This window comes from Rhodococcus sp. APC 3903, assembly GCF_030407755.1.
Taxonomy (GTDB): domain Bacteria; phylum Actinomycetota; class Actinomycetes; order Mycobacteriales; family Mycobacteriaceae; genus Rhodococcus_F; species Rhodococcus_F erythropolis.
Genome location: NZ_JASDCV010000001.1, coordinates 92,666 through 118,471, shown reverse-complemented (window position 1 = coordinate 118,471; position 25,806 = coordinate 92,666). Strand labels below are relative to the sequence as shown.

Sequence of the window (25,806 nt, the reverse complement as noted above, 5' to 3'; positions counted from 1 at the left end):
GAGAGCTCGTGCACTGTCCGCTGATTTCCTGCACTGATGCACAGGAGCTGTCATGACCGACATTCTTCCGTCCCGAACGACCACTACCCCAACTCCCCCAAAGGAAACCGGCTCGGCCGACCTCGTCGAAGCCGCGGGCCACCCGGTCGGCGGCGGACTGATCAAACCGGGCTACGACCCTCGCTTGACCAACGAGGATCTGGCGCCGCTTCGCAAGCAGACCTGGTCGTCGTACAACATCTTCGCCTTCTGGATGTCCGACGTACACAGCGTCGGCGGATATGTCACTGCCGGTAGTCTTTTCGCACTGGGATTGGCCAGCTGGCAAGTACTCGTCGCCCTGCTGGTCGGTATCACGATCGTTTACTTCTTCTGCAATCTCGTCGCCAAGCCCAGCCAAGTTACCGGCGTACCGTATCCGGTGATCTGCCGCAGCGTGTTCGGTGTCCTCGGCGCGAACATCCCGGCAATCATTCGTGGCCTGATTGCCGTGGCCTGGTACGGGATTCAAACATTTCTCGCTTCGGCAGCCCTCGATGTCGTACTGATCAAACTCTTTCCGTCACTCGCACCGTATGCCGTCGTCGAAGACTACGGATTCGCCGGACTCTCCGCACTGGGCTGGGGAAGTTTCATGCTCCTGTGGGTACTTCAGGCCTGCGTCTTCTGGCGAGGCATGGAATCGATCCGCCGCTTCATCGACTTCTGCGGGCCGGCTGTGTATGTCGTGATGTTCATGCTGTGCGGGTACCTCATCTACCAGGCAGGCTGGAGCGCTGTCGATCTCACACTCGGCGACGTCAAGTACTCCGGTTTCGACGCCGTGCCGGTCATGCTCGGTGCGATCGCTCTGGTTGTCTCGTACTTCTCCGGACCGATGCTCAACTTCGGTGACTTCTCCCGCTACGGGAAGTCGTTCGCTGCAGTCAAGAAGGGCAACTTCCTCGGTTTGCCGTTGAACTTCCTCGTATTCTCGGTGTTGGTCGTCGTCACGGCGTCGTTGACACTGCCGGTGTACGGCGAACTGATCACCGATCCCGTCGCAACAGTGGCACGAATCGACAGCACCTTCGCCATCGTCCTCGGCGCACTCACCTTCACCATCGCCACGATCGGCATCAACATCGTGGCCAACTTCATTTCCCCCGCCTTCGACTTCTCCAACGTGAGCCCGCAGAAGATCAGCTGGCGCGCCGGCGGGATGATCGCGGCGATCGGCTCGATCCTCATCACCCCGTGGAACCTCTACAACAATCCCGACGTCATCCACTACACGCTCGAAACCCTCGGAGCCTTCATCGGTCCGCTGTTCGGAATCCTGATTGCCGACTACTACCTCGTGCGCAAGCAGAAGGTGATCGTCGACGAACTGTTCAGCATGTCGCCGACCGGAACCTACTGGTACAGCAAGGGATACAATCCTGCTGCAGTGATCGCCACCGTGGTGGGAGCCGTCGTCGCAATGGTCCCGGTCCTGGGCAAGGACCTCACCGGGATGTACACCGCAGCGCAGTACAGCTGGTTCATCGGTTGCGGGCTCGGATTTGCCGTCTACTACCTACTCGCCACGCGCACTTCCCTGGCTGTCCGGAATGCTTCTTCTCCCGACACTGTGACGGTCGACTGATCGTCATGAGAATCAAGGTGATCAACCCCAACACCACGTGGGCGATGACCGCCAAGATCGAGGAATGTGCCCGGGCCGTCGCGGGCTCGGGCACATTCGTCGAGGCCGTCAGCCCTGCGATGGGTCCCGCGTCGATCGAAAGCCACTACGACGAAGCTCTCAGCATCCCCGGAATCCTGGCCGAGATCGCCGCCGGAGAAAAGAACGAAGTCGACGGCTACGTCATTGCTTGCTTCGGTGACCCAGGCCTAGATGCAGCCAGAGAGCTGGCCAAGGGCCCCGTCGTAGCTGTTGCCGAAACGGCAATGAATTACGCAAGTTTCCTGGGACGCGGATTCAGCATCGTGACCACCCTCGGTCGAACCCGCGGCCGCGCAGCCGATCTGGTGGACCGGTACGGCATGCAGGCTCGGTGCCGGGGTATCCACTCCTGCGAGATTCCGGTTCTGGAACTCGATCGTAATCCCGACGCGCGAAAGGTGATCTTGGAAGCCTGTTTCGACGCATTGGAGCAAGACGACTCGGACGTCCTCGTGCTGGGTTGCGCCGGCATGGCGGACCTGTGCCAGGACTTGTCCGACGAACTCGGTGTCCCGGTAGTCGACGGCGTTGCCGCTGGGGTCACGATGGTTCAATCGTTGGTCACCCTCGGACTGTCGACCAGTGCGCGCGGCGAGTTCACACGGCCACTGCCCAAAATCTACACCGGCACACTGACACCGTTCTCGCTGTGAACGTGCCCGAGCGAGAGTCGAGCACCGATCGTCACCAGTGCCAGGACCGAGAACAATACTCCGGCCCAGACTAATTGGCGGGTTTCGAAATGCGCGAGAAACAGTCCACCGACCGCAGTTCCGAGCGTGATCCCCAAGTTGGAGAACGAGATGAAAAGGCTGTTGCCGAATTCAGGCGCGTCGACTGCGTCTCGCCCCATCCAACTCTGCGAAACCACCAGACCACCGGAATGCACTACACCCCAAACCAACACGGCTACAACCATCGCACCGAAGTACGGGCCTGCCAGATAGAGCATCACGTAGACGACGATGTACAGCAAGGGAAAAGCCACAACCGTGCGCACCACACTCTTGGCGAGCACCGCCCCGAAGACGAAGTTGCCGAAGATCATCACGACACCGAAAGCCAAGAGCATCGCGCTGATCCACGATCCGCTCATGCCCGTCACTCCGCCGAGGTATTCGGCGAAGTATCCGTACACCGAGAACATGGCTGCGAAGACGAAGGTGACGGAAAGGATGGTCAACCACACGCGCGGCCGGCGAAGGATCCCGACCTGTGCGCCGTACGACAGGCGTTGTGTCACCGGAGCCGAGGGCAGAAGTACGACAATCCCGAGAAACGCGAGAACGTTGACCACGGCACCGAAAACGAAAGCCGTGGACACCGAGAAGTTCTCGGCCAGATACGACGTCAGCGGTACACCGAATGCGAATCCTACTGTGACACCCGCAAATACTTTCGTCACAGCTGCAGTTGCTTCCTCCGGTGGCACCAGTCGAACTGCACTCGCGAGTGCGAGCGCGAAGAAGACCGGGTGAACCACGGCGGGAATGATCCGAAATACAAACATCACCTCGAAACTCGACGTGCTCGCGTACACCATGTTGGAGACCGCAAAGACTGCAATCGCCACCAACAGAACGGTTTTCCTGTTGATTCCCGAGGTGATCAGCGTCGTGAACGGACCGGTCACCGCCACGACGAGCGCAAACACACCGACCAACCATCCGGCAGTGGACGCGGTGATACCGAACTTTTCGCTGACCTGAGGCAGAACCCCGATAATGCCCATCTCCGTAGTGATGATTCCGAATACACCCAACGCCAGAACCGGTATCAACAATTTCGACTTCACGACACACTCCTTACTACTACGCCACACAAGACAGATACATATCTAGATATATAGATATGTTTGATTGAGCAAAACCGGCCGTCGAGGGCAATCCGACCGCTACAACTTTTCGCGAACGAATTCCCTGAACTCGCCGATCACGGTTTCGTTTCGTCGGTAGTACGTCCACTTCCCGATGCGCTCGGACTCGAGCAGACCTACATCTTTCATGCCCTGCAGGTACCCCGAGATCACCGACTGGGCAAGTCCCGACCGCCCCTGAATATCACCGACACAGACTCCGATATGAAACCCGAGATCCTGTTGCGTGTACGAGTCCTCGTCGAAATACTTCGCCGGATGCGCGAGCCACTCCAAGATCTGCAGACGAGTCGGGTTGGACAGCGCCTTGAAGATCGCCAAAGCATCCATGGACCGCACCCCTTCTCCTCGCCAACCGGAACGCATCTACTTTTATGGATATGTTTGGCGAAGTCAAGCCCGATTCGGACGCAAAGCTACGTACGTCACATCGACGCATTTGAAGTGAGCTGTGCCACTTACGTTTCGACGACCTGCGGAAATCTCAGCGCCGACTTTCTATCTGTGACGACTTGTTTATAGTTATCGCCAACAACGAATTGCCGGAAGTTTCCGGTTCGCCCGAGAATGCTCGCGGGTGAACACAATTCGCTCAACACCAGCCGTACCCGGCTAGTCATTCGGGAGTCGAACCATGAACACACCGCATCAGTTCAGGGCCGTCCCCACATGGTGATGTCGAAGCTCGCCAAGTGGCAGCTGGTCGCACTCGTCGTGGTTGCACTCCTGGGTTTGATCTACGTCGGAGCGAAATACGTACGGCTGGACAATCTTCTGGGATTCGGCCAATACACGGTCAAAACCGAACTGGCGACGTCCGGTGGCATCTTCACCAACGCCGAAGTGACCTATCGCGGTGTACCCGTCGGACGCGTCGGCGACATGTCGCTCACGTCCGACGGAATCGAAGTCGACCTGTTGATCGACAGCAATGCTCCACAGATTCCCGCATCCGCGCGAGCCGTGGTGGCCAATCGCTCAGCCATCGGTGAACAGTACGTCGACCTTCAGCCCGATACCGACCAGGGCCCGTTCCTCGAAGACGGCTCGGTGATCGCCGTGGGCGACACCACCACGCCGATCCCCATCGAGAACGTCTTGACCAGCGCGAACGGTCTGGTGCACTCCGTTCCGGTCGACGCACTCCACACCGTCGCGAAGGAACTCGGCGCGGCATTCAACGGCAAGGGCGAAGATCTGCAGGTACTTGCCGACTCGCTGTCGGGGATTTCCCAGTCGGGCCTCGACACCCTTCCCCAGACCCTCGGACTGATCCGCGACAGCCAGACGGTACTCACGACCCAGTCCGATCAATCGTCGGCGATCAAGCAGTTCAGCACCGACCTCGACGCACTGACTGCGCAATTGCGCACCAGCGACCCCGACATCCGACGCGTGATCGACAACGGCATACCGGCCAGCGAACAAGTCGGCTCTCTCGTCACCGAAGCCGGCCCCGCGCTCACGACCAACCTCTCCAACCTCTCCGCCGTTGCAGCGGCAGCCGCCCCGACACTGCCCTCGCTGCAGCCCTTCCTGCTCTTCCTGCCTGCCCTCGCCGGGGCGGCGCCCACCGTTGCACCGGGAGACGGCACAGTACATCTGGGCTTGGTACTCGAGACCAACAACCCGCTCTCGTGCACCGTCGGTTACGAAGGGACCATGGCGATCCTCGACGAGATGAAGCGCAAGGACCCGAACTTCGACGACACGACGCAGAACTTCCCGTTGAACACAGCCGCCAACTGCCAGGCACCCCAGGGCAGCGAAACGGGAGTTCGGAGCGCCAACCGCATCGCGTTCGCCGACCCGAACACCTCGCAACCGTGGGACAGCAAGCCCAAGGTGGACCCGGACAAGCTCAACCTGAACCCGATTGCCACACAACTCGCACCGATGCTCGGTGCCACCCCGAAGTAGCCGTAAAAAACTGGCACCGTCGACGCTCCGCGACGATGATGATGTGATGTCGCAAGGAACGCCTGAGAGGACGTCACGAAGTTTCGAGGAACTTGTCGCCGAAGCCGAATCCGCCTCCGTCGACGGGTGGGACTTCTCGTGGCTCGACGGGCGCGCCACGGAGCAGCGTCCGTCGTGGGGGTATCAGAGGTTGATGGGTGAACGTCTCGGTGGTGCCGGCGCTGCGCTGGACATCCAGACCGGCGGCGGCGAAGTCCTCGCCGCTGCACCGACACTCCCGCCGGTGATGGCGGCAACCGAATCCTGGCCACCGAACGTAACCAAGGCCACCGCGCTTCTGCGTCCCCGAGGTGTGGTGGTGGTCGCGGATCCGGACGAGCCACCGCTACCGTTTGCCGATTCGGCTTTCGATCTGGTGACCAGTCGACACCCTGCGACGGTGTGGTGGGCCGAGATCGCTCGGGTACTCGAACCGGGAGGAACGTACTTCGCTCAACATGTCGGTCACGCCAGCGTGTTCGAACTCGTCGAGTTCTTCCTCGGTCCTCAGCCGCAGGCTCGTCGCGGACGGCACTACGAGGACGAAAGCGCCGACGCGATTTCGGCCGGGCTCACCGTCGTCGACCTTCGTTTCGAGCGTCTGCGCATGGAATTCTTCGATATCGGCGCCGTTGTCTACTTCTTACGCAAGGTGATCTGGATGGTTCCGGGATTCACCGTCGCGCAGTATCTGGACCGGCTCCGGGAACTCGATCAGCAGATCCGTCGCGACGGATCTTTTGTCGCGTACTCGAGTCGATTTCTGATCGAGGCGCGCAAATAGCCCCGCATTACGCGGGGTGAATGGTCTTCCAGTGCTCGGCGATGTCGATTCGCCGCGAGATCCAGACCTTTTCGTGTGACTGCACATGGTCCAGGAAACGCTCGAGGGCGGCAGCTCGGGCAGGGCGTCCGACTATGCGGCAGTGCAACCCGACGGAGAGCATCTTCGGTGATCCGGCCGTTCCCTCCGCATACAGCACGTCGAAGGCGTCACGTAGGTGCGCAAAGAACTGATCGCCGCTGGGAAATCCTGCTGGAGAGGCGAAACGCATGTCGTTGGTATCGAGCGTGTACGGAACGACGAGATGCTTCACCGACTCTGTGCCACGCGGAACGTCTACCCAGTACGGCAGATCGTCGGCGTACGAATCGGAGTCGTAGACGAAGCCGCCGTGCTCGACCACCAATTCGCGGGTGTTCGGTGAATCGCGTCCGGTATACCAACCGAGAGGCGCCGAACCCGTCAGATCTTGCAGAATCTGGACTGCCTCGGCCATGTCGGCGCGTTCACGCTCGATGTCCACGGATTGGTAAGACTTCCAACGTAATCCGTGACACGCGATCTCGTGACCCAACTCCTGAAAAGCACTGACTGCTTCCGGGTTACGCTGCATTGCCCGCGCCACCGCAAAGACTGTGAGAGGCAGGTTTCGCCGCTCGAAGGTCCGCAGGACACGCCACAACCCGGCCCGGGAGCCGTACTCGTACAGCGATTCCATGCTCATGTGTCGATTCGGAAATGCTTCCGCCGGAGTCATTTCCGACAGAAAAGTCTCCGAAGCCGCGTCCCCGTCGAGGACGTTGTTCTCGGCTCCCTCTTCGTAGTTGAGTACGAACTGAACCGCTATCCGCGCGTCGCCGGGCCAGTGCGGATGCGGCGGATGAGGGCCGTACCCCACCATGTCCCGGGGATAGTCGTCGCGCGGATAGTCGCTCATGGCAACAACTTTACCGTCAGCGCCCGGAGATCACAGCGCGAGCAGCGTCGGTGAGTACGCCGAATACTCTCAGCCGCGCCAGGCCACCGTCCGGGAAGATGTCCAGACGAACATCGGTGACCGGAACTTCGGAATCGATCGGAAAGCGATGGCGCGTGTCCGGACGCAGCGTCGTACGCGGCAACAGTTCGAACCACTCCCCTTCCGGAGTTCGGCCGGTCAGAGCGCCCTCACCTGGACTGTTTCCGAGGAAGTACGAGGTGTCGATCTCGACGAAACTCAACACGCCTTCACCCGCGAGTTGTACTTGCACCCAGTCGTTTCCGTCGTCGCGGCGCCTGGCGGTCTCCCACCCGTCCCCCATCGAAGCAGCGCGTCCGGGGAACAGAATGTTCTGCGGTGAGCTGTAGAACATGTTGGAGCAATCGGTCACGCGGCCACCGTTTTCGAGTGCTGCAAGGTCCAACGGCCCGGCATCGAGGAAACGCGGGTCTGGCCGTGCTTCACCGTGAACACGGAATCTCGCAACGCCGCCGTCCGGATAAATGGTCAGCTTGACGTGCGTCCATCGATCCTCCGAAACCACCGAGAACGGATTCTCCGAGTCACCGTGCACGGTCGAGCGTTCGACGATGGTTGTCCACTCGCCGGATCCGGCCAGGTCGACGGGATCCGGATACCCGTCGACGGAGATTGCTTCCACCGAGATCTCGGGCGGGTAATTGCCCTTGAACCACGCGGTGTCGACCACGACGCCTCGCACCACTCCAGGAACACCGAGGCGCACGATCGCCTCGTCATGGCCTGCCACACGGCGACGACGCGTCTCCCAACCGTCGTACACCTGCCCCTTGTGTCCGAACGTCGCCGGCTGGTATCCGGCTTTACCTGGTCGGATCAGGGCCTCGCGCTCGGCGAATGCCTCGTCGTTCGCCCAGATGACGGCTCCGCCGAGGGTGCGCAGTGCCAGGTCGGGCAGCAAGGTGAATTCGGTGGTGCTCATCGGTCAGTGTTCTCCTGTGATCGGTGTGGTGCGTCCTACGAGGTGGTGGAGTGCGTTGGTGTCCGCGCTCGGGGCGAGCCGGAGAACGTCGGATTCTGGATAAGCCCCCGCGTCGAGCCCACGCAGTACCACCGCTGCCAGCGCCTGGGCAGTTGCAGGTTCGTCCATCACGTCGCCACCTTGGCGCCCCAGGTACGACTGGATGCGCGGGGCAGCGGCGCCGAGCGCGTTGCGGTAGAAGCCGAACGTGGCGAGCCAGCGGGTGACCAGATGCCCGGGGTGCATGTCCCACCCCTGGTAGTAACCGCGTTCAAGGGACCGCGTGACGAGGCGATGGTGCCGAGTGATCGCGTCGCGGATCGCCGTGGCGCTCCCGACGGGCGCGACCTGAGTTGACCCGTCGCACACCCAGACGCCGGTCTGCGCGGCAGCAGCCAACATGAGAGCCTTTGCGTGGTCTGCCACCGGATGTTCGAGCGACTGATGACGCGATGCAATTCCGCAAGCCGCACTGTAATCGTAAGTGCCGTAATGCAAACCGGTCAGACGGCCGGCACCGCGATGGATGGCCTGAGCAACTGCCACAGTTCCGTCGGCAGCGATGACCGCCTGCGGGCTCTCGATCTGCAGCTCGAACCGAAGCGAACCGGTCTCGAGTCCGTGCGCCTTCTCCAGTTCTTCGCAGAGCACCACCGTCGCCGTGACCTGCTCCACCGCGCGCAGTTTGGGAACGGTGAAGACAAATCCGTCCGGCACTCCGCCTGCCGCGTCGAGCACAAGCTCGAGCGTCCTGATCGAGCGTCGACGCTCACCGGCCGGCAGCCCTTTGAACCTGATGCCGCCCCAGTTCGGCCCGGCAGGATCAGCGCTCAACGCTGCAAGTGTCCGCCCGGCCGACGTCGCTGCTGCGTCTTCTTCTTCGTCGCTGCGGCGTCCGTACCCGTCCTCGAAATCGATCCGAAAGTCTTGGACCGGCTTGCGGCCGAGTTGAACTCGCACATCTGCGAGCGCATTCTCCGTGTCGAGATCGGCGAACACATGCGCATGGGAATCGAGAAGCGCGATCGCCTGCTCACCCCAGAGACGAGGGGTGTCGACGGTTGCATCCGCGGCACTGACGTAAATCGTGTGCACGGGCTGGATCTCGTCACGGTTTCCCGGGTACTGCGCCGCGAGCCGCTCGTCCACCGGATCCAGAAGTCCGTCCAGACGATCGTGGACGGCGGCGGAGAGTCGGGATTCTGTCATCGGACGATCTTCGCAGAACGTCCGCGAGCCCGCAGGTTCTCACGCCGCCGATCCAGTCCGGGTCAGCGACCCCCTACGAACGGAACGTTGACGAAGCTCGGCCGATCCGCAGCCAATTCGATGTGCTGCGGCTTCAGTTGGCTGTCGGCAAGCATCGGCCCGAGCGCCAGGTATCGCGGCACGCTGGCAGCGTAGACGTCGACGCGGAGCCGGTGACCGGGTTGTAGCACTGCGTCGGTCGGGAGCATGTTGATGTCGACGGCGGTGACCTCACCGGGAACCACCGGCTGACGCGTGTCGATCGTCAGATAGTGGTGCGGTTCACTGTAGTCACCGTTGGCCGAGCGAGTGCTCTTGGAATCGTCGACCGCCCGGAGCGACGCAGTCAGAGCGCCGTTCGTGATCGGTGTCGATGTTCCGTCCGGCGCTACGTCGTTGACCGTCGCTGCCCAGAATCCGTCCGTCACGTCCAGGACTGTCTCGAGGTGGACGTTGATCGGGCCCGAGAGTGAGGTCGGCTCCGTGACTGCCTCACCGGTGAACGTCAGACCCTCCGCTTCCTGGAATCGGGAATCCTTGGAACACGACGCACCGAGCACCACGGAGATCCCGGCAGTGCCCTGAGTTCCGTCACCGGAGCAGAAGCCTCGCAGTCCGGGTGCGACTGTCAATCGCGCTGCGGCACTGGGCTGGTCACTGGTCAGTGAACCGTCGTAGGCCGCGTGTGCGGCAGTTCCGCTGGGCGCGGAGTTCAGATACATACGTTCGTACGTCGCGCCCGCTCGCGGGAACTGATCATCCGTGATCCATCCGCCACCTTGCTGGAACATCGTCACCGGACCGTATCGCTCGATTCCGTTGTCGATGCCCTTGAGCCACTTGTCGAACCACGCGCGTTCGAGTACGTCGAGGCGAGGCGGCGCACCGTCCTTGCCGAATCCTCCACCGGGAGTGACGTGATAGCCGTTGCCCATGATCAACTGCTTCTGCCCGGCCGGCAGATCGATTCCGTTGTAGATCCGCGGCTCGCTGTTGGCGAAGATGTCGTGCCAACCGCCGTAGACCATCGTCGGAACAGTGATGTTGCCGACGTCAGCGGATCGGTCCTGATAGAACTGACCGTCCTGTGCGACTTGCAGAGTCGACGGTGACACGTCCTCGATTCTCTGGGCCGTCATCGCTTGTACCAGTTCAGGAATCAGGGTGCCGGGATCCTCGAGGCGGCTCGCCAACCACAGTGGATCGAAGTTGCCTTGCAGGATGTCCTGAACGTTCGGAATGAGTTTGAGCCCGTTGACCGCGGTCAGCCACAACGGCATGAACCCGACTCCGAGTCCGCCACCGGTTCCGACGATGTCGCGTAGCAGATCGTTGCCTGGTTCGACCGGGAAGATTGCCTTCAACGCAGGCGGATTGTTACTCGCGGCCTGTACGGAGTTGATCGCGGAGTACGAGATTCCGGCCATCCCCACTTTGCCGTCGGACCACCCCTGCTTGCTCATCCAATCTATGACTTCGACCGAATCCTGTTGCTCGCGCTTGCCGAGCACGTCCCAATTACCTTGGGAGAAGCCGGTTCCACGTGCGTCGACCACTACCTGCGTGTATCCGTTCTGGACCAGATCACGGTTGACGCCGAGAACCCTGGCGCCTCCGCCGGCTATGACGCCCGTCAACTCCGAGACTCCGTCGAACGGCGCCGCGAGGTCGAGCGAGTTCGCCACGTCCATCAACGTCTCACCCACCTGCGGGATCGACAGAGCTGAATCCACCAACGTGTCCAGCAGTTTCGTGTACGGAGTTATGTTGAGAACCGAAGGCGCCTTCGATTCCACAGCGCGCCCGGACGCATCCGCCGGTCGGTACACATTTGCCTGCAGAACCGTGCCGTCACTCATCGTGATGGGTACGTCCCACTCGACGGAGACGCCCGGATACTGCGGCGCAGTCTCCGTGGCCGCGAGCCAGGTCTGTCCGTCCGACCCTCCCGTCGGATCCGCGGAAGCGACGGCGCTCGGCACCGTCAATCCCACGACGCACAGCCCCACCGCAATCGTTGTCGACCTTCGACGTAGAAGTCGTGTCCTCACGAAAACCCCAATTTTCTGTTGTGATGACCCAGCCCTGCCCCCACGACAGTGACCGGCGTCACGAACTTACCGGATAGTAACTTCCGTCCCATATGTCGTCAATAGGTCTCGATGCCGCCCGGACGGCTAGCTTTGAAGATGTGTCACGATCTCCCCTTCCCGTCCGCGACGGCCTGAACCCGAGTCGCATCCGTCAGCCAGACGACGGCATGTGGGCGACGACGCTCGACTACCTGCTCGAACGGTTTCCCCAGGACGCCGTCCGCCTACGGGAGAAAGTCGCAGCCGGGGAGGTCGTCGACGAGAAGGGCGTCGCGATCACCGAGACGAGCGGTTTCGCCCCCCGGCGTTTCGTCTACCTGCACCGCGACGCTCCGGTCGAAGCGCGGGTGCCGTTCGAGATCGACATCCTCTATCGGGACGAAAACATCCTGGTCGTGGACAAGCCGCACTTTCTCGCGAGCACGCCCCGCGGGCGATACATCGCCGAATCGGCCTTGGTGCGGTTGCGTCGAGATCTCGATCTGCCGGAGTTGAGTCCAGCGCATCGCCTCGACCGCGTCACGGCAGGACTGCTGCTGTTCACCGTGCATCAGGCGGCCCGGCGCGGCTATCAGACCATGTTCGCCGAGCGCCGCGTCACCAAGGAATACGAGGCCATCGCGCGTTACGACGCGCAGGTGAGCACTCCCGTGGTCGTGCGCAGTCGCATCGTGAAAGAACGCGGCGTGCTCAAGGCCGCGGAGATCGAGGGTGAACCCAACAGCGAGTCGCGGATCGAACTGATCGAGACGCGAGACGGCTTCGCGCGGTACCGGTTGATTCCCCATACCGGCAAGACCCATCAACTTCGCCTGCACATGACCTCGCTCGGGCTACCGATCCACGGCGACAACTTCTATCCCGACTTCTACGACGTTGCCGCAGAGGATTATTCGAACCCGCTGCGCCTGCTGTCGAAGGTTCTCGAGTTCGAGGATCCCACGACCGGCCGGCTGCAACGGTTCGAAAGTCGGCGGACACTGTCCTGGCCGGACGAATCAGGCCGTGGCGACTCGCCGTAGGGACCCCGGACCCTTCCACTGCGCCTCCGATACCGGGAGGATGGAAGCGCAGACCGCACCGCAAGAGGAGACCAGATGAGCAAGACCGCCGTCGTACCCGAAGCCGTACGGGAGATCGAGCGCAAGTACGAGGCGCCGGCCGAGCAGGAAGTTCCCGCGCTGGGTGGACTTCCCGGTGTCGTCGGCGAACCGGTCCACGACTCGATACAGCTCTCTGCCACCTACTTCGACACCGCCGACTACCGGTTACTCGCCGAGAAGATCACGCTGCGCAAGCGTGAGGGCGGCGACGACGCGGGGTGGCACATGAAACTTCCCGCAGGCGAGGACACTAGAACCGAAATCCAGCTTCCCCCGGACGAGAGCACCGATGTGCCCTCGCCGCTGGCGAGTCTGATCCGGGCGGTCATCCGCGGTCACGATCTGGTGCCGGTCGCCCTGATCATCACCGATCGGGAGCGCACCAGACTCAACGGCGAAAACGGTGTTCTGCTTGCCGAAGTGGTCTCCGACACCGTCATCGCCTGCAAGGCAGACGGTTCCGGTGAGTCGACGTGGCAGGAAGTCGAGGTCGAACAAGGCGCAGGCGGGCAGGCCCTGGCCGATGCAATCGAGTCGGTTCTACTGGACGCGGGGCTCGAGCGTTCTGCGAGTCCGTCCAAACTCAAACGAGCACTGGGCACTTCGGTCACTCCATACGTCGGCCACGAGGTAACCACTGGCAAAGCGTCGAATCCGCGAATTCTGTTGCGTAATTACCTCATCGAACAACTGCGCGCACTGGTCGCCGCGGATCTCGGAACGCGCCGCGCCGACGACGAAGCCGTTCACGACTTCCGGGTCGCAGCACGTCGTATCCGCAGCGCTCTACAGTCGTACGCCGGTCACTCCCCCAAGACCGACGATCTCATCACGGATCTTCGGTGGATCGGTGGAAAGTTCGGTGACGCCCGCGACGTCGAGGTCCAGTGGGAGCGTCTTGTGGAACGACTCGGTGAAATCGACGAGATGCCCGAGCGAGAAGCAGTGCGCGCTCGAATCGACGAGTACTTCTCGGCCCGCGGTGAAACCGCGCAGGAAACCGCCCTCGAAGCGCTCGATTCCGAGCGCTACACCACACTGCTCGATCGACTCGACGAGTACGTCGGCGACCTCGAATTCGACACTGCCGCCCACCGTGTAGGAAAAAAGGCGTCGGCACGAGAGCTGGCGCATACCCTGCGCCATCTAGCTCACAAGGTCGGTAAGCGAGTCGATCACGTCTTCGATGCCGATACCCGCACCGAGCGTGACGAGCGAATGCACCGCGCACGCAAGGGCGCCAAGCGGATGAAGTACGCGATCGAGGTCATGGAACCGGTGTCGAAGAGCCGGGCCAAGCGCGCCTTGAAGCATTTCAGCCACTTCCAGGATGTTCTCGGCGAGCATCAGGATTCCGTTGTAGCCCAACATCACCTGCTCGAAATTGCTGCGGAGCAGGAGCACACCTCGCTCACCAGTTTCGGATTGGGCATGGCCTACCGACGAGAACTGGAAATCGCCGACGGGCAATCAACACTGCTCCGCAAGACGTGGAAGGAAGCCGTCAAATCAGCGTCGTCACTCTGGTGACCAGGCTGCAACCAGTCGACCGATCTCGATCATTTCAGAGGAGTAGACATGAACACACTTGCAGGACACCAGGACGTCGTCGCCGGTATCGACGGATCCGAGGCCTCGACGGCGGCGGCCCGGTGGGCAGCCTCGGTCGCGAACGCGGTGAACTCACGACTGATTCTGGCGCATGCCCTGCCGCAGGAGGGCCCGATCTACAGTCCCGCTGCAGTGATGTTGCAGTCGCAGTTCCTCAGCCAGATCCGCGAAGACGGCGAAGCGATCATCGATGCCGCCGCCGCGGTGATTTCAGCTGAATTCCCGGAACTGACCATCGAATCCGAGATCGCACCGGGCCCGGCGTCGACGCACATCCTCGAATCCTCGGGTACCGCACGCCTGATCGTGATGGGGTCGACCGGATCCGGTGCACTGCGCTCGCGGCTGCTCGGATCGACCGCACTGAAGGTGGCAAATCACGCAACCTGTCCGGTCACCGTCTGGCGTGGTTCGGCGGAGAATCCCGGTCCGGATCAACGTCCCGTCATCGTCGGAGTCGACGGAAGTGCGTTGAGCAAGAAGGCCGTCGAGTACGCGTTTCGTTATGCCGATCAGTTCGACGCGCCGCTTATCGCGGTCCACACCTGGCAGGGCTCGTCCACCTTCCGCGAAGGCGGAGCGGGAATCCTCATCGACTGGGAGGCCGTCGAGCAGGAGGAATCAGCACTGCTGGCAGAGAACCTGGCCGGCATGGCCGATCAGTACCCGGACGTGCCGGTCACCCGCATCAGTGAACCCGGCGCCGCCGCCCCCGTCATGCTCAAGTACGCCGACGATGCGCAGTTGATAGTTGTCGGAAGCCACGGCCGCAGTGCGATGGCCGCCGCCGTGATGGGCTCGACCAGCCAGAATCTGCTGCACCATGCGCCAGGGCCGGTCATGATCTGTCGCGCCTGAATTGCTGTGCGCCTTTATTAACCCCCCGCGGTTAATAAAGGCGCACAGCAGGGGTCAGGCGAGGCCCGTCCCCACCAGCTGACCTACTCCGTACGTCACAGCCATCGCGAGCGCGCCGCCGATCACCACTCTCAGCACCGCTCTGGTCTTGCGGGCTCCGCCGAGCGTCGCGCTGATCGTCCCCGTCAGTGCAAGTGCGATCAGCACTGCAAAGAAGGCGATGGGGACGCGGATACCCGTCGGCGGCAACAGAATTGCGACCAACGGGATCGCCGCACCGATCGTGAACGAGATTGCCGACGAAATCGCCGCATGCCATGGATTGGTGAGATCGTCCGGGTCGATACCCAATTCGACTTCGACGTGTGCCGCAAAAGCATCGTGCTCGGTCAATTCTTCGGCGACGCGGCGGGCCGTCTCCGGACTCAATCCCTTGTTCTCGTAGATCTCGGTCAGTTCCTGGAGTTCCGCCTCCGGTGTCTCGAGGAGTTCCTTCTTCTCCTTCTGCAGGAGTGCGCGTTCGGTGTCTCGCTGAGCGCTGACCGAGACGTACTCACCCAACGCCATGGACACAGCACCGGCAACCAGACCAGCGAAACCGGCCGTGAAGATCGCGGAGCGCTCGGTTGTGGCTGCCGCGACACCGACCACGAGGCCTGCGGTCGAGACGATTCCGTCGTTTGCCCCCAGAACACCTGCACGCAGCCAATTCAGGCGATTGTTCAAACTCGGTGCGTGAGGTTCCGATTCCCCACCGGGCGCCCCGTCGGTCAACTGCACACTGTCTCCGGACATGGCAACAGATTAGGACGATCAGTCCGGTTGCGATAGCAATCTGAGCCTGTCCTTCGCGTACTGATATATTCCCAGACAGAACCCAACCAAGCATTTGCTAGGTTATGAAACGGCACACCTCTGGAGGCATTGTGAGCGCAGCACGCACCGCTTTTGTCAGCGGCGGAACCGGTGGAATCGGGTCGGCGATCGCCCTGACTCTCGCCGAACGCGGGCACGACGTCGCCTTCACCTACCGAAACAACAAGGACGCTGCCGAGCAACTGAGCGAGCAGATTCGAGCGCATGGCGTGCTCGCCCACTCGTACTCTCTCGACTTGACCGACGAGTTGTCGATCAGCGTCGCCGTCCGCGATGCGGTCAGCGATCTGGGCGCATTGACGACCCTCGTCCACGCTGCGGGACCGCACGTCCCGATGACGCACCTCTCACGTGTGACTCCGGCGTTCTTCACCGAACAACTGAACCAGGAAGCCGCGGCGTTCTTCACGCTCGTCCACACCGCCCTGCCTGCGCTGCGTGCATCCTCGGGTTCGGTGGTAGCGGTAACAACCGCGGCAACGGATCGTTTTCCCGTGCGTGACGGACTCTCCGCAGGCACCAAAGGGGCTGTCGAACAACTTGTTCGCGGATTCGCCGCAGAGGAAGGACGCTACGGCGTTCGGTTCAACGCGGTAGGACCAGGCATGTTGACGGACGGAATGGCGGAGCGACTGATCAACTCCGCCGAACTCGACCAGAGCGCACTCGACGTGACAATGAGCCGAATTCCGTTGAAGCGCTTCGGATCAGCTGCCGACATCGCCGAAGCAGTATGTTTCCTCGCAAGCGACGCGGCCGGATTCATCAGCGGTCAAAAGCTCAACGTCGACGGCGGCTACACCGTCTGAGCGCTATCCACCCAACTTGCGAAAGACCAGTCGCACGGCAAGTTCGAGGTGCGCCATCACCTCGTCCGTCGTCATCCGGCCGGCAACCCACGAGACCAGACTCGACATCCAGACGTCGTCGATGACCTTCACCGCATCCATCTGCTGTTGCGAGACTTCCTCGACGCCGATCGCCTTCGCGAACATCTCGGTCACGACCCCACCGAGCGCGTTGAGTTCCGGAGTCGCCGACGCGTCCGCGAACATGTACGCCCGAACCAACGCTTCGTAACGGAGGTGATCGGTCTCGAGGACCTCCGTATTCTTGCGCAGCACAAACAGAATCCGGTCCGACGGAGTCTCCCCCGGGATTACAAAGTCTTGGAATCTGTCACGCAAACCCTCGAACATCCACAACAATGCGACGACAAGCATGTGGTTCTTGGACGGGAAATACCGGTAAACAGTGCCGATCGCGACGCCGGCGCGATCGGCCACCGATCGCATCTGCACCGCGTCGTAGCCGCCTTCGGAGGCGGATTCCATTGCGGCGTCGACAATCCGGCGAAAACGCGCTCGTTGCGACGGCGTCGTACGACGTCCGGTCACCGAGCTACGTTCGACCACCGACTGGTCTGCCTTGTCGCCACCTGCCATGTCCACAACCCTAATTAGACGTCGTTTTGCCGACTCCCAATGTAGCCGCCCAACGCAATCGTCGGGTGCATGACTGCCCGCTTCCGAGCTGGCCGCCAGTAGGGCTGGCCGAGATCAGGAAGCGCGCCGCGGCCGATCGGATCGGCCGCGTCTACGTGGATCTTCCGACCAGTCGCGCGACGGTGCGCGTCGGCCCGGCGCTTGAGTCCGGCGCCTGTCGGGTTGCGGCGCCCGTCGCTCCGGTCGGCGTTGACCAGTAGGGGCCGGCTGGGCGCGGCGAGCAGGCGGCCGACGTCGGTCAGTCTGTGGCTTCTTGGCAATGCCGAACCGAGGCTTGCCGAAGACCAGCGGAATCCAACCGCGACCGCTGCTCTCGGCCGAGGCGACAGCCTCGGGCTCACGGAAGGCTGCGTGCGCGATGAGCCCGAACATCAGCAAGGTGGTGATCATCGACGTTCCGCCCGCCGAGATGAGCGGTAGTTGCAGACCGGTCACCGGGATCAGGCCAACGACGTAGGCGATGTTGATGAACGCCTGCACGACGATCAACGTCGTTGCTGTCGCCGTCATGACCTTGAGGAACGGATCGGTCGACCGCTTCGCGATTCGCAGTCCGACGATCAGAACCGCGGCGAAGAGAGCAACGACGATCAGCGCACCGACCAGACCCAATTCTTCACCGATCACGGCAAAAATGAAGTCGTTGTGCGCCTGAGGGAGGTAACTCCATTTGGCGTCGGACTGCCCCAGACCGCGACCGAAGATGCCGCCGTTCGCCAATGCGTACTTGGCCTGAGTGCTCTGGAAGTTCAAGCCTTGCGGGTCGAGATCAGGATTGAGGAAAGCCTTGATGCGATCCGAGCGGTAACCAGCAGTAAGCCCGAGCACGAGAAATGCGACTGCGGAACCGAGCGTGAGGCTGATGAACGTCTTCATCCGGAACAGCCCGAACCACAGCACCGACATGAAGATGATGCCGATGGTGATCGTGGTTCCGAGGTCCTTCTCCAACACCACCAGAACCAGAACCAGCAGCGTCGTCCCGCCGATCACTGGCAGCGCACGGTTGACATCCATCCGCGCGTTCATGAACGACGCAACCGTCGCCGCGGACCAGATCGCCAGAGCAAGTTTGGCCAGCTCCGAAGGCTGGAAGGAAATACCCGCGATCACAAACCAGCTGCGAGCACCCATCTGTTCCGAGCCGATACCTGGAATCAGCACCAGGACAAGCAGAACAAGACACAGGATCAGCAGCCATGGTGAGGCTCTACGCATCGTTTCGGTCGGCAACCGCACGACCGCCACGAACATCACCAAACCGATCGCTGCGAACATGCACTGCGGCCAGAAGCGGGCGTAGGACGTCCCGGACAGAACATAGGATTCGACGCCCGAAGACGACAGCACCATCAGCAGCCCGAACGCCACGATCAGCACGACCAGACCGACGATCATATGGAAATCGAACAGTGGCCGATTCGTCCACATCGCCGTTCGAGCGCGGAAGGGTGTCGATGTGCGGTCACGTTTGTCCGACGATCCACGGGGTGAGTTAACTGGCTCTCCACTCCCGCGACCGTTGGGCTTGTCTTCACTGCGACCGGTCACCACACAAGTATCGTCCCACGACTCCTAACCCATGGGTAACACAAGTCCCATGAGTCACACGGGCTCGGCCTCCCGAGGTCCATGTAGACCCACGAAATACCAGGTCACGTCCTTCGCCGGCGTCGGTCTGCCACCGCTCCCGCCAACGAGAGCGTCAACATGACCACGCAGACGGCAAGCGCGATCCCGAACGCACGTCCGTATCCGTCGGGCGACGATCCGAGCACACCGAGATACAACCCCGATACCGCGGCCAGCGAGATGGTCGCTGACAGGCGCTGAGACAGTTGAAGGAAACCCGCCGCAACACCGTTCGCGCCCGGCGGTGCATATTCGAGAGTCAGCACCCGATTGGGCGCGTCGACCAAACCGCTGGCAACTCCCGACAACACCGCCAGGACCACCAGCACCGGGATCAGATGTTCCCGCGGAATCAGATTGACCGCTGCGATGTAGCCGAGGATGACAAGGATCTCGCCGACTATGGCAAAAACCACCGCACTTCGGCCGAACCTGGCAACCAGCCGCCATCCGATAGCCGACGTCAATGCCATCGCGAGTGAGCTACCGGTCATGATCAACGCCGCACTCAGCGGGGCGAAGCCCAAACCCTCGATCAGATAGAGGCTGAGCACCGCGTTGACGGCGAGGATGGATCCGAACCAGAAGAGTGCAACCGTCGTACCCAACCGGAAGCCCCTCGAGGCGATCAACGACGGAAGCAGTACCGGCGTCCCGCCGCGCTCGGCGTACCGACGTTCCCAGAACCAGAAGGCAACGGCAGCGCCGAACGCACCGATCAGGAAAGCCGCAGCCACAGTGACACTGGTTCGGGTCACGATGGGCCACAACAGGAGCCCGGTCGTAGTCGCCAGCAGACACAGCCCAACCGGATCGATCGATGCGCCCGATCGGGTAGTTCGATCACGGCGCAGAAAGCGAAACGCCAAAATCAGAGTGATCACGGCAAACGGCACGTTGAGAACGAGAAGCAACCGCCATCCGAAGTCGGCGTCAGAATACTTCAGCAGAACGCCACCGAGGATCGGTCCGGAAACGCCGGCCAGACCACCCGCGGTGCTGTACGCGCCTAACGCCTTCGCCCGAGCCGTTCCGGACACCCGGTCGGTGATGATGCCGAGCACCTGCGAACTGATGGTGCCTGCGCCGATCCCCTGCCCAAGACGAGCCAACACGATCATCGACGGATCCGACGCACATGCTCCGAGGATTCCCATCACAGCGAAAATGCTCAGCCCCGCCAAGAACAAGCGTCGACGCCCGACGACGTCACCGAGTCGGCCCGCCGGCACAAGGGCCAAGCCGAAAGTCAGCGAATAGCTCGCAAGGATCCACTGCACCTCGGAGGTCGACGCGCCCAGCGACGCCCGGATCGACGGAACCCCGATTCCGAGCACCGCCGAATCGAGAAGGGTGGTGAAGCCCGCGGCTACGCAGACGATGATCTCCCAGCGGACGGCCGAATCGAGCTTGGTGGATTCGGCCGCCGCCGTGACCGTGTGGGACAGGACCCGTTACCCCGCAGCTTCAGACGCGGCCCGACGCGTGAGCGGCGGTCGCAACCCCAAGTGCTCTCGCAGCGTCGACGTGGAGTACTCGGTGCGGTACGCCCCACGCTCCTGCAGTTCCGGGATCAACCAGTCCACGATCTCGTCGAGGCCGGTCGGCACCAGGTACGGCGAGATGTTGAAGCCGTCCGAAGCTCCGTTGCGCACCCAATGGACCAACTGATCTGCGACCTGCCCTGGAGTGCCCGCAAAACCCGAACGCTGCGAGGTCTCGATGGCGACCTGACGCAGGGACAGATTCTTTGCCTCGGCGAGAGCCCGCCATTCACGTGCGATCGCAATGGGGTCGTTGCCGTCTCGTGCGGAACCGCGCGTCTCGGACACGGGGCGGGCAACCGGATCTTCCTCCGGTAGTGGACCGTCCGGGTCTCGGTCGGAAAGGTCCTTCCCCCACACCAATCCGACGAGGGACAGTGCGGTTTGGCCGGTGAACTGACCTTCGAGGACCCACCGCGCCTTTTCCTCGACCTCGGACTCGTTCTCCGCCAACACGATCTGTGTGCTGGGCAGGATCTTGACGTCGTCCTCCGGTCGCCCGACGCTACGCAACCGAGCCCGAATGTCGTCGGCGAAGTCGAGCGCGCCGTCGAAATGCGTCCCGTGTCGCGAGAAGATGACGTCGGCGTGCGTCGCCGCGAAATCGCGTCCAGTCGGCGAATCGCCCGCTTGAAAGATGACCGGATGTCCCTGTCTGCTGCGGGGAAGCGTCGGCGTCACGGTGATGTCGAACTGCGAAGTCTGGCGGCGTACGTCGCTCACGGCTCCCGGAGTCGACCAGTTCTCGGACGTGCGAGAGTCCGAGATCGCGTCGTCGGCCCACGAATCCCACAGTGCCCGCGCGGTTTCGATGAACTGCCCGGCACGCTCGTAGCGCAGGGCGTGGTCGAGGAAACCACCGCGACGGAAATTCTCTCCCGTCCAAGCGTTGTCGGTGGTCACCGCGTTCCAGCCGGCCCGTCCGTCGGAAAGTAGATCGAGGCCGGAGAGTCGACGGGCGAGGTCGGCCGGTTCGTTGTACGTGGTGTTCTGTGTCGCGACCAGCCCGATCTTGTCGGTGATACCGGCGAGGGCGGCCAACTGCGCAATGGCGTCGGGGCGGCCGGCGATATCCAGATCGAGAATCTTGCCGTTCTGCTCGCGAAGGCGAAGGCCCTCACCGAGGAAGAAGGCGTCGAACAGGCCTCGCTCGGCGGTGAGTACCAACCGCCGAAACGTCTCGAAGTCGATCTGGGATCCGCTCGAGGAATCGGACCAGATGGTGGTGTGGTTGACCCCTTGGAAGAAGACGCCGAAGTGAACGTGAGCGTCGGGTCGAGGTACGGCGGAGCGTGATGCAGTCATAGCCGAAATGTCCTTAGCGCGAAGTCAAGTCAGGAGGAGTGGACGAATCGATTTGCGGGCCGCTGCAGGCCGAGGTTGCCCCTCAGAGTCGATCCCGGAACCGGGCGTCGCGTCAACCCGGACTTCGACAGCGCCGGAAGCACGAATTTGGCCAGCACCGGAAGGTCCTCGTCGATCACGAGAGGGTGAAAATGAACACCGTCGAGGTGCCGGCCCAGCTCTTCGACAACTGCGGCCGCTTCCCCCGGATCTGCAGCCAGGTGCAGTCGGCCAGTGACGACGGCATTCCCGTACGAGTTCAGCTCGATCAACCGCTGCGCCGCAGACAGATTCGGCGTATCGAATGCCACATCGACCTCGGCGACCACCAATGACGCGCCCTCATCGCGCGCCTTGGCAGCCGACTGTGCAATGACCTCCACCGAATCACCGGAAACGAGAACAACATCGGCCTGGTGTGGTTCGATGGCGCCGTAGCGGCCGAACACCACCAACTGGCCTTGCGGCGGCCGCGGAACGATTGACGGCCCCTTCACCGAGAAGGTGTCGCCCTCGAAATTGACGTAATGCAGACGATCACGCTCGAGGAAACGCCCACTGAGATAGTCACGGACGACGGCGTCGTCCTCCCACGAATCCCAGAGATCTGTCACGACGGTAACCGAATCCCGCTGCTCCTGCTGACGCGCCGACTCCGTCGTTACCGGAGCCCTCCCCCACGCCCTCGCCGCGGCATCGTCTTCGACCGGAACAGCAAGCCAGCCGCCACGCCCACGCGAGGAGTAGTCCAATGTCGCCAATTGCGAAGAGGTGTGGAACGGTTCGGCGTACGTGGTCCCGACGACGGGGACCAGTCCGATCGTGCTGGTCGTCGCCGCCACGTATGACGCCCTGGAGACGGCATCGATGCGGCCGACAACGTCACCACTCGGAGGGAGGATGGAATCGTCGAACGTCGCGAAGGTGAAGCCCGCATTCTCGGCAGCCGCGACGCGATCGCGCACAGCCTTACCCGTGAGCAACTGATCCGGGCGATGTGAGCTTCGGCGCCAGGCAGCGGGGTGAGTGCCCTCGCCGTCCAGTTCGATACCCACGGCAAATACAGTCATGTGTCCTCCATCGGTCCTGGCGGTAGCACCCACACTGCGGTTAGGTAGCGGGTTGCTGCGGCATCATCGAGCCAGGTCTCTCAGCCACTCTGGATGGTGGATGCAATCTATGCGGGCGACGCTGAACAAGTCAAATCGCACTTTACGAATCATATTGACCTACAACATATTTCAATACAATCATCCTGATCGAAAGGGTTGCGCAACGCTAGCCGACGTAGACACCAAAGAGCCCCGCCCGACTCGCGTCGGACGGGGCTCTCGGTGTGCGCTGGAACGCTACTTCGCGCCCATCCATGCCTGATCGAACAGCATGATGCCGGTTGCAGTCGGAACCACACCGTGCACGTTCTTCTGCCAAGCCCAGAACGACGTGAGCCCGCCGATCGGCGCCGACGGAACCGTCTCGTTCCACAGCGTCTGAATCTTGCCGATGATCGCCAGGGTCGACGAATTATCCTTGGCTTGTTGTAGATCTGCGATCAGCTGATCCATCGCCGGGTTCGCATATCCAGCAGTATTCGCCATCGAGGTGCTGTTGGTCGTGGAGAACAATCCGAGATCGAGAATCGACTCGTACATTCCGATGCCCGCGTGCGCCAGGTCGAAATCGTGCTTGACGTAGACGTTCTGCACGATGTCGCCGGCGTTGTTGGCCAAGATCAAGTTCACCTCGAACCCGACGGCCTGCAACAGTGACTGCACGGCGAGGCCGATCGCGTGGTCCTTGGGCTCACTGAGCACGACGTAGTCGAGAGTGCCGTCGTATCCGTCTGCCTTCGCCTGATTCAGAAGTTCCTTGGCCTTTTCGGGGTCGTAGGCAATACCCGGTGTGTCTACGTGCCATTGCGACGTCGGACCGAACAACTCCGAGCCAGGCAGTCCCTCACCGTTTTCCACGCGCTGATCGATCAATGTCGTGTCCAGCGCGTAGCCGATAGCCTGGCGAACGCGAACATCCGAGCCCGGTCGGCCTTCACGATTGTTGACAATCTCGGCACTACCGGCGTTGAGCACGTCGATGTAACCGGGGTAACCAGCGGACTTGGCGGAATTGATCGCCGAAGTAAGGCCGCGAATGTAGGCAACATCGAGCTGACCACTGTTCAATGATTCGAGATTGGCCTGCGGACCGTTAAGTGCAACCATCCGCAGTTTGTCCAGCTTGGGAGCGCCGCCGTAGTAGGACGGGTTGGCCTTGAAGATTCGCTCGACGCTCGGCGTGAAGAGATCTTCGGTAAAGGGTCCGGCACCCACCGCGGTGAACTTGTCGCCTTGCTGCGAACTCGGGGCGACGATCATCCCGTGCCCGAGAGCGAGCATCGACGGAAAGCGCATCCACGGCGTCTTCAGCTTGAAGTCGACTGTCGTGGGGCCGCTTGCCTGCGCCGATTCCACCGAAGCCAGCCACAACTCGGCGCCATTGCCCTTGCCCGCGTTGTACCGATCGATGCTTGCAATCACGGCGTTGGCGTCGAGCGCGGAACCGTCGCTGAACTTCACACCGTCGCGAAGTTTCAACGTCCACGTGCTTCCGTCGTCGCTGGTATCGAGCGATTCAGCCAACTTGGGCTCGAACTCGCCGCTCGCAGTGTCGTAACTCATCAGGACGTCGTACACCGCAGCGAAGGCCTCACCGCCGGAACCGCCGCGCGCTGCCGTCTTGGTCGGGTCAAGTGAGGGAACGAGAACCTGCACGCCGTACGTCATGGTCCCGCCGGCGACCGCGTCGCCTGGGTCCGGTTGCTCGTTGACCATGCCGGTCACGACGTCCCCCGACGTGTTCGTCGTATCGGTCCCGCTGTCGTCACCGTTGCTCGCGCAGCCCACCAACAGAACCCCGGTACCGAGCAACGCGACGGCGACCCGGCTGACTTTCCCGATGCGCCAAGATCTCGAGTGCGACACGGAGATTCCACCTCACTTCCAGTAGACGCAGCCACGGATCGGCCGCAATCGGCTAATAGTGATGTCCTCTGTGGAGTGACGCCCAGCACGTTCCCGGTGACCGGAAACATTCACGGAGACAAAGGATGCGCACAACTGAGATGATCGGGCCGAGTGGTTGACGGCGACTGACATCCGAACACGAAAAAGCTCCAACCTTATGTTCGAAGAACATGAGATTGGAGCTTGTCGATAAGAATTATGGTGGCCAGGGCCGGGATCGAACCGGCGACCTTCCGCTTTTCAGGCGGACGCTCGTACCAACTGAGCTACCTGGCCGGACGGCACCCGAACCGAATGCCTATCGCATTGCTTTGTTCTCAACCAATTGATTGAGAACAAAGCTTTGCGACCCTGACGGGACTCGAACCCGCGACCTCCGCCGTGACAGGGCGGCGCGCTAACCAACTGCGCCACAGGGCCTTGCTTTTTCCTTGCTGTGAAACCGTACTACATCTTCGAGCCGCTCCCAAACCACTGTCCTGGCCTGGCATTTGTGCATCTCAAAGCGTGTCGTGCGGGTCAAACCATACTGCATCGTTTCGCTTTCGCAAAACGTACCCCCTACGGGATTCGAACCCGCGCTACCGCCTTGAAAGGGCGGCGTCCTAGGCCGCTAGACGAAGGGGGCCCGCCGGATCTCTCCGAACTAGTACCCCAACGGCGTTC

Annotated in this window: 21 protein-coding genes, 3 tRNA genes and 1 riboswitch; of the genes, 8 read left to right on the top strand and 16 right to left on the bottom strand. The window is 61.9% G+C overall.

Annotated features, from left to right (window positions below):
• Positions 1-52 precede the first annotated feature (52 nt).
• Together QMA15_RS00625 and QMA15_RS00620 are read left to right on the top strand one after the other, a co-directional pair.
• The gene (locus QMA15_RS00625) at positions 53-1,627 is read left to right on the top strand and encodes an NCS1 family nucleobase:cation symporter-1 (RefSeq protein WP_070795779.1); all 1,575 of its coding nucleotides are present in this window, start codon (positions 53-55) and stop codon (positions 1,625-1,627) included.
• Positions 1,628-1,632: 5 nt separating this feature from the next.
• Entirely contained in the window at positions 1,633-2,361 is a 729-nt protein-coding gene (locus tag QMA15_RS00620; RefSeq protein ID WP_279163565.1) for an aspartate/glutamate racemase family protein, read from the top strand.
• Here QMA15_RS00620 and QMA15_RS00615 read toward each other — a convergent pair.
• Positions 2,328-3,503, bottom strand: coding sequence for an MFS transporter (locus QMA15_RS00615; protein ID WP_031333776.1), 1,176 nt, complete (start codon positions 3,501-3,503; stop codon positions 2,328-2,330). The two genes, QMA15_RS00620 and QMA15_RS00615, sit on opposite strands and share 34 nt — an antisense overlap.
• 99 nt (positions 3,504-3,602) lie before the next feature.
• Positions 3,603-3,914 (bottom strand): metalloregulator ArsR/SmtB family transcription factor, encoded by a 312-nt coding sequence (locus QMA15_RS00610; RefSeq protein WP_021345375.1) that lies wholly within the window; start codon positions 3,912-3,914, stop codon positions 3,603-3,605.
• Between the two features lie 342 nt (positions 3,915-4,256).
• Between QMA15_RS00610 and QMA15_RS00605 the strand changes: the two genes are divergently transcribed.
• Positions 4,257-5,504, top strand: a complete 1,248-nt coding sequence (locus tag QMA15_RS00605; RefSeq protein ID WP_029536948.1) for an MlaD family protein — start codon at positions 4,257-4,259, stop codon at positions 5,502-5,504.
• Positions 5,505-5,550: 46 nt separating this feature from the next.
• Complete coding sequence (locus tag QMA15_RS00600) at positions 5,551-6,327, top strand: class I SAM-dependent methyltransferase (RefSeq protein WP_019745049.1); 777 nt, start codon at positions 5,551-5,553, stop codon at positions 6,325-6,327.
• A 7-nt stretch (positions 6,328-6,334) separates the two neighbouring features.
• Here QMA15_RS00600 and puuE read toward each other — a convergent pair whose 3' ends face one another.
• The 4 genes from puuE to QMA15_RS00580 all read right to left on the bottom strand — a co-directional run bounded on the left by puuE (position 6,335) and on the right by QMA15_RS00580 (position 11,605).
• Positions 6,335-7,264, bottom strand: a complete 930-nt coding sequence (gene puuE, locus QMA15_RS00595; RefSeq protein ID WP_020908892.1) for an allantoinase PuuE — start codon at positions 7,262-7,264, stop codon at positions 6,335-6,337.
• Between the two features lie 16 nt (positions 7,265-7,280).
• The gene (gene alc / locus QMA15_RS00590; RefSeq protein WP_060938101.1) at positions 7,281-8,267 is read right to left on the bottom strand and encodes an allantoicase; all 987 of its coding nucleotides are present in this window, start codon (positions 8,265-8,267) and stop codon (positions 7,281-7,283) included.
• A 3-nt stretch (positions 8,268-8,270) separates the two neighbouring features.
• Positions 8,271-9,515 (bottom strand): aldolase/citrate lyase family protein, encoded by a 1,245-nt coding sequence (locus QMA15_RS00585; RefSeq protein ID WP_279163564.1) that lies wholly within the window; start codon positions 9,513-9,515, stop codon positions 8,271-8,273.
• A 62-nt stretch (positions 9,516-9,577) separates the two neighbouring features.
• Positions 9,578-11,605: a CocE/NonD family hydrolase gene (locus tag QMA15_RS00580; RefSeq protein ID WP_024487284.1), complete on the bottom strand. Its 2,028-nt coding sequence runs from the start codon at positions 11,603-11,605 to the stop codon at positions 9,578-9,580.
• Between the two features lie 140 nt (positions 11,606-11,745).
• Here QMA15_RS00580 and QMA15_RS00575 point away from each other — a divergent pair, with 140 nt between their 5' ends.
• The 3 genes from QMA15_RS00575 (at position 11,746) to QMA15_RS00565 (ending at position 15,219) form a co-directional block, all read left to right on the top strand.
• On the top strand, positions 11,746-12,669 hold the full coding sequence (locus QMA15_RS00575; protein WP_279163563.1) for a pseudouridine synthase: 924 nt from the start codon (positions 11,746-11,748) through the stop codon (positions 12,667-12,669).
• A gap of 75 nt (positions 12,670-12,744) precedes the next feature.
• Positions 12,745-14,280, top strand: coding sequence for a CYTH and CHAD domain-containing protein (locus tag QMA15_RS00570; protein WP_019745055.1), 1,536 nt, complete (start codon positions 12,745-12,747; stop codon positions 14,278-14,280).
• A gap of 48 nt (positions 14,281-14,328) precedes the next feature.
• A complete protein-coding gene (locus QMA15_RS00565) occupies positions 14,329-15,219 on the top strand; it encodes a universal stress protein (protein ID WP_019745056.1) in 891 nt (296 codons plus the stop codon).
• A gap of 54 nt (positions 15,220-15,273) precedes the next feature.
• Here the strand turns inward: QMA15_RS00565 and QMA15_RS00560 are convergent, their stop codons facing one another.
• Positions 15,274-16,014 carry a VIT family protein gene (locus QMA15_RS00560; RefSeq protein WP_019745057.1) on the bottom strand — a complete coding sequence of 247 codons (741 nt, stop codon included), beginning with the start codon at positions 16,012-16,014 and terminating at the stop codon, positions 15,274-15,276.
• Positions 16,015-16,118: 104 nt separating this feature from the next.
• Here QMA15_RS00560 and QMA15_RS00555 point away from each other — a divergent pair, with 104 nt between their 5' ends.
• The gene (locus QMA15_RS00555; protein WP_020908898.1) at positions 16,119-16,904 is read left to right on the top strand and encodes an SDR family oxidoreductase; all 786 of its coding nucleotides are present in this window, start codon (positions 16,119-16,121) and stop codon (positions 16,902-16,904) included.
• A 3-nt stretch (positions 16,905-16,907) separates the two neighbouring features.
• On the opposite strand, the gene QMA15_RS00550 is transcribed toward QMA15_RS00555, so the two are convergent.
• The 9 genes from QMA15_RS00550 to QMA15_RS00510 all read right to left on the bottom strand — a co-directional run bounded on the left by QMA15_RS00550 (position 16,908) and on the right by QMA15_RS00510 (position 25,768).
• A complete protein-coding gene (locus QMA15_RS00550; protein ID WP_020723603.1) occupies positions 16,908-17,546 on the bottom strand; it encodes a TetR family transcriptional regulator in 639 nt (212 codons plus the stop codon).
• Positions 17,547-17,654: 108 nt separating this feature from the next.
• Complete coding sequence (gene ftsW / locus QMA15_RS00545) at positions 17,655-19,031, bottom strand: putative lipid II flippase FtsW (protein ID WP_020908900.1); 1,377 nt, start codon at positions 19,029-19,031, stop codon at positions 17,655-17,657.
• Positions 19,032-19,255: 224 nt separating this feature from the next.
• Entirely contained in the window at positions 19,256-20,617 is a 1,362-nt protein-coding gene (locus QMA15_RS00540) for an MFS transporter (RefSeq protein ID WP_290283634.1), read from the bottom strand.
• A 69-nt stretch (positions 20,618-20,686) separates the two neighbouring features.
• The gene (locus QMA15_RS00535) at positions 20,687-22,081 is read right to left on the bottom strand and encodes an NtaA/DmoA family FMN-dependent monooxygenase (RefSeq protein ID WP_021345386.1); all 1,395 of its coding nucleotides are present in this window, start codon (positions 22,079-22,081) and stop codon (positions 20,687-20,689) included.
• Between the two features lie 29 nt (positions 22,082-22,110).
• Entirely contained in the window at positions 22,111-23,190 is a 1,080-nt protein-coding gene (locus QMA15_RS00530) for an LLM class flavin-dependent oxidoreductase (protein ID WP_279163562.1), read from the bottom strand.
• A 4-nt stretch (positions 23,191-23,194) separates the two neighbouring features.
• A riboswitch (SAM riboswitch) is annotated at positions 23,195-23,290 on the bottom strand.
• Positions 23,291-23,469: 179 nt separating this feature from the next.
• On the bottom strand, positions 23,470-25,098 hold the full coding sequence (locus tag QMA15_RS00525; protein ID WP_019745064.1) for an ABC transporter substrate-binding protein: 1,629 nt from the start codon (positions 25,096-25,098) through the stop codon (positions 23,470-23,472).
• A 241-nt stretch (positions 25,099-25,339) separates the two neighbouring features.
• Positions 25,340-25,416, bottom strand: a tRNA-Phe gene (locus QMA15_RS00520).
• Between the two features lie 70 nt (positions 25,417-25,486).
• Positions 25,487-25,560: transfer RNA gene (locus tag QMA15_RS00515), tRNA-Asp, on the bottom strand.
• A gap of 135 nt (positions 25,561-25,695) precedes the next feature.
• Positions 25,696-25,768, bottom strand: a tRNA-Glu gene (locus tag QMA15_RS00510).
• Positions 25,769-25,806 lie beyond the last annotated feature (38 nt).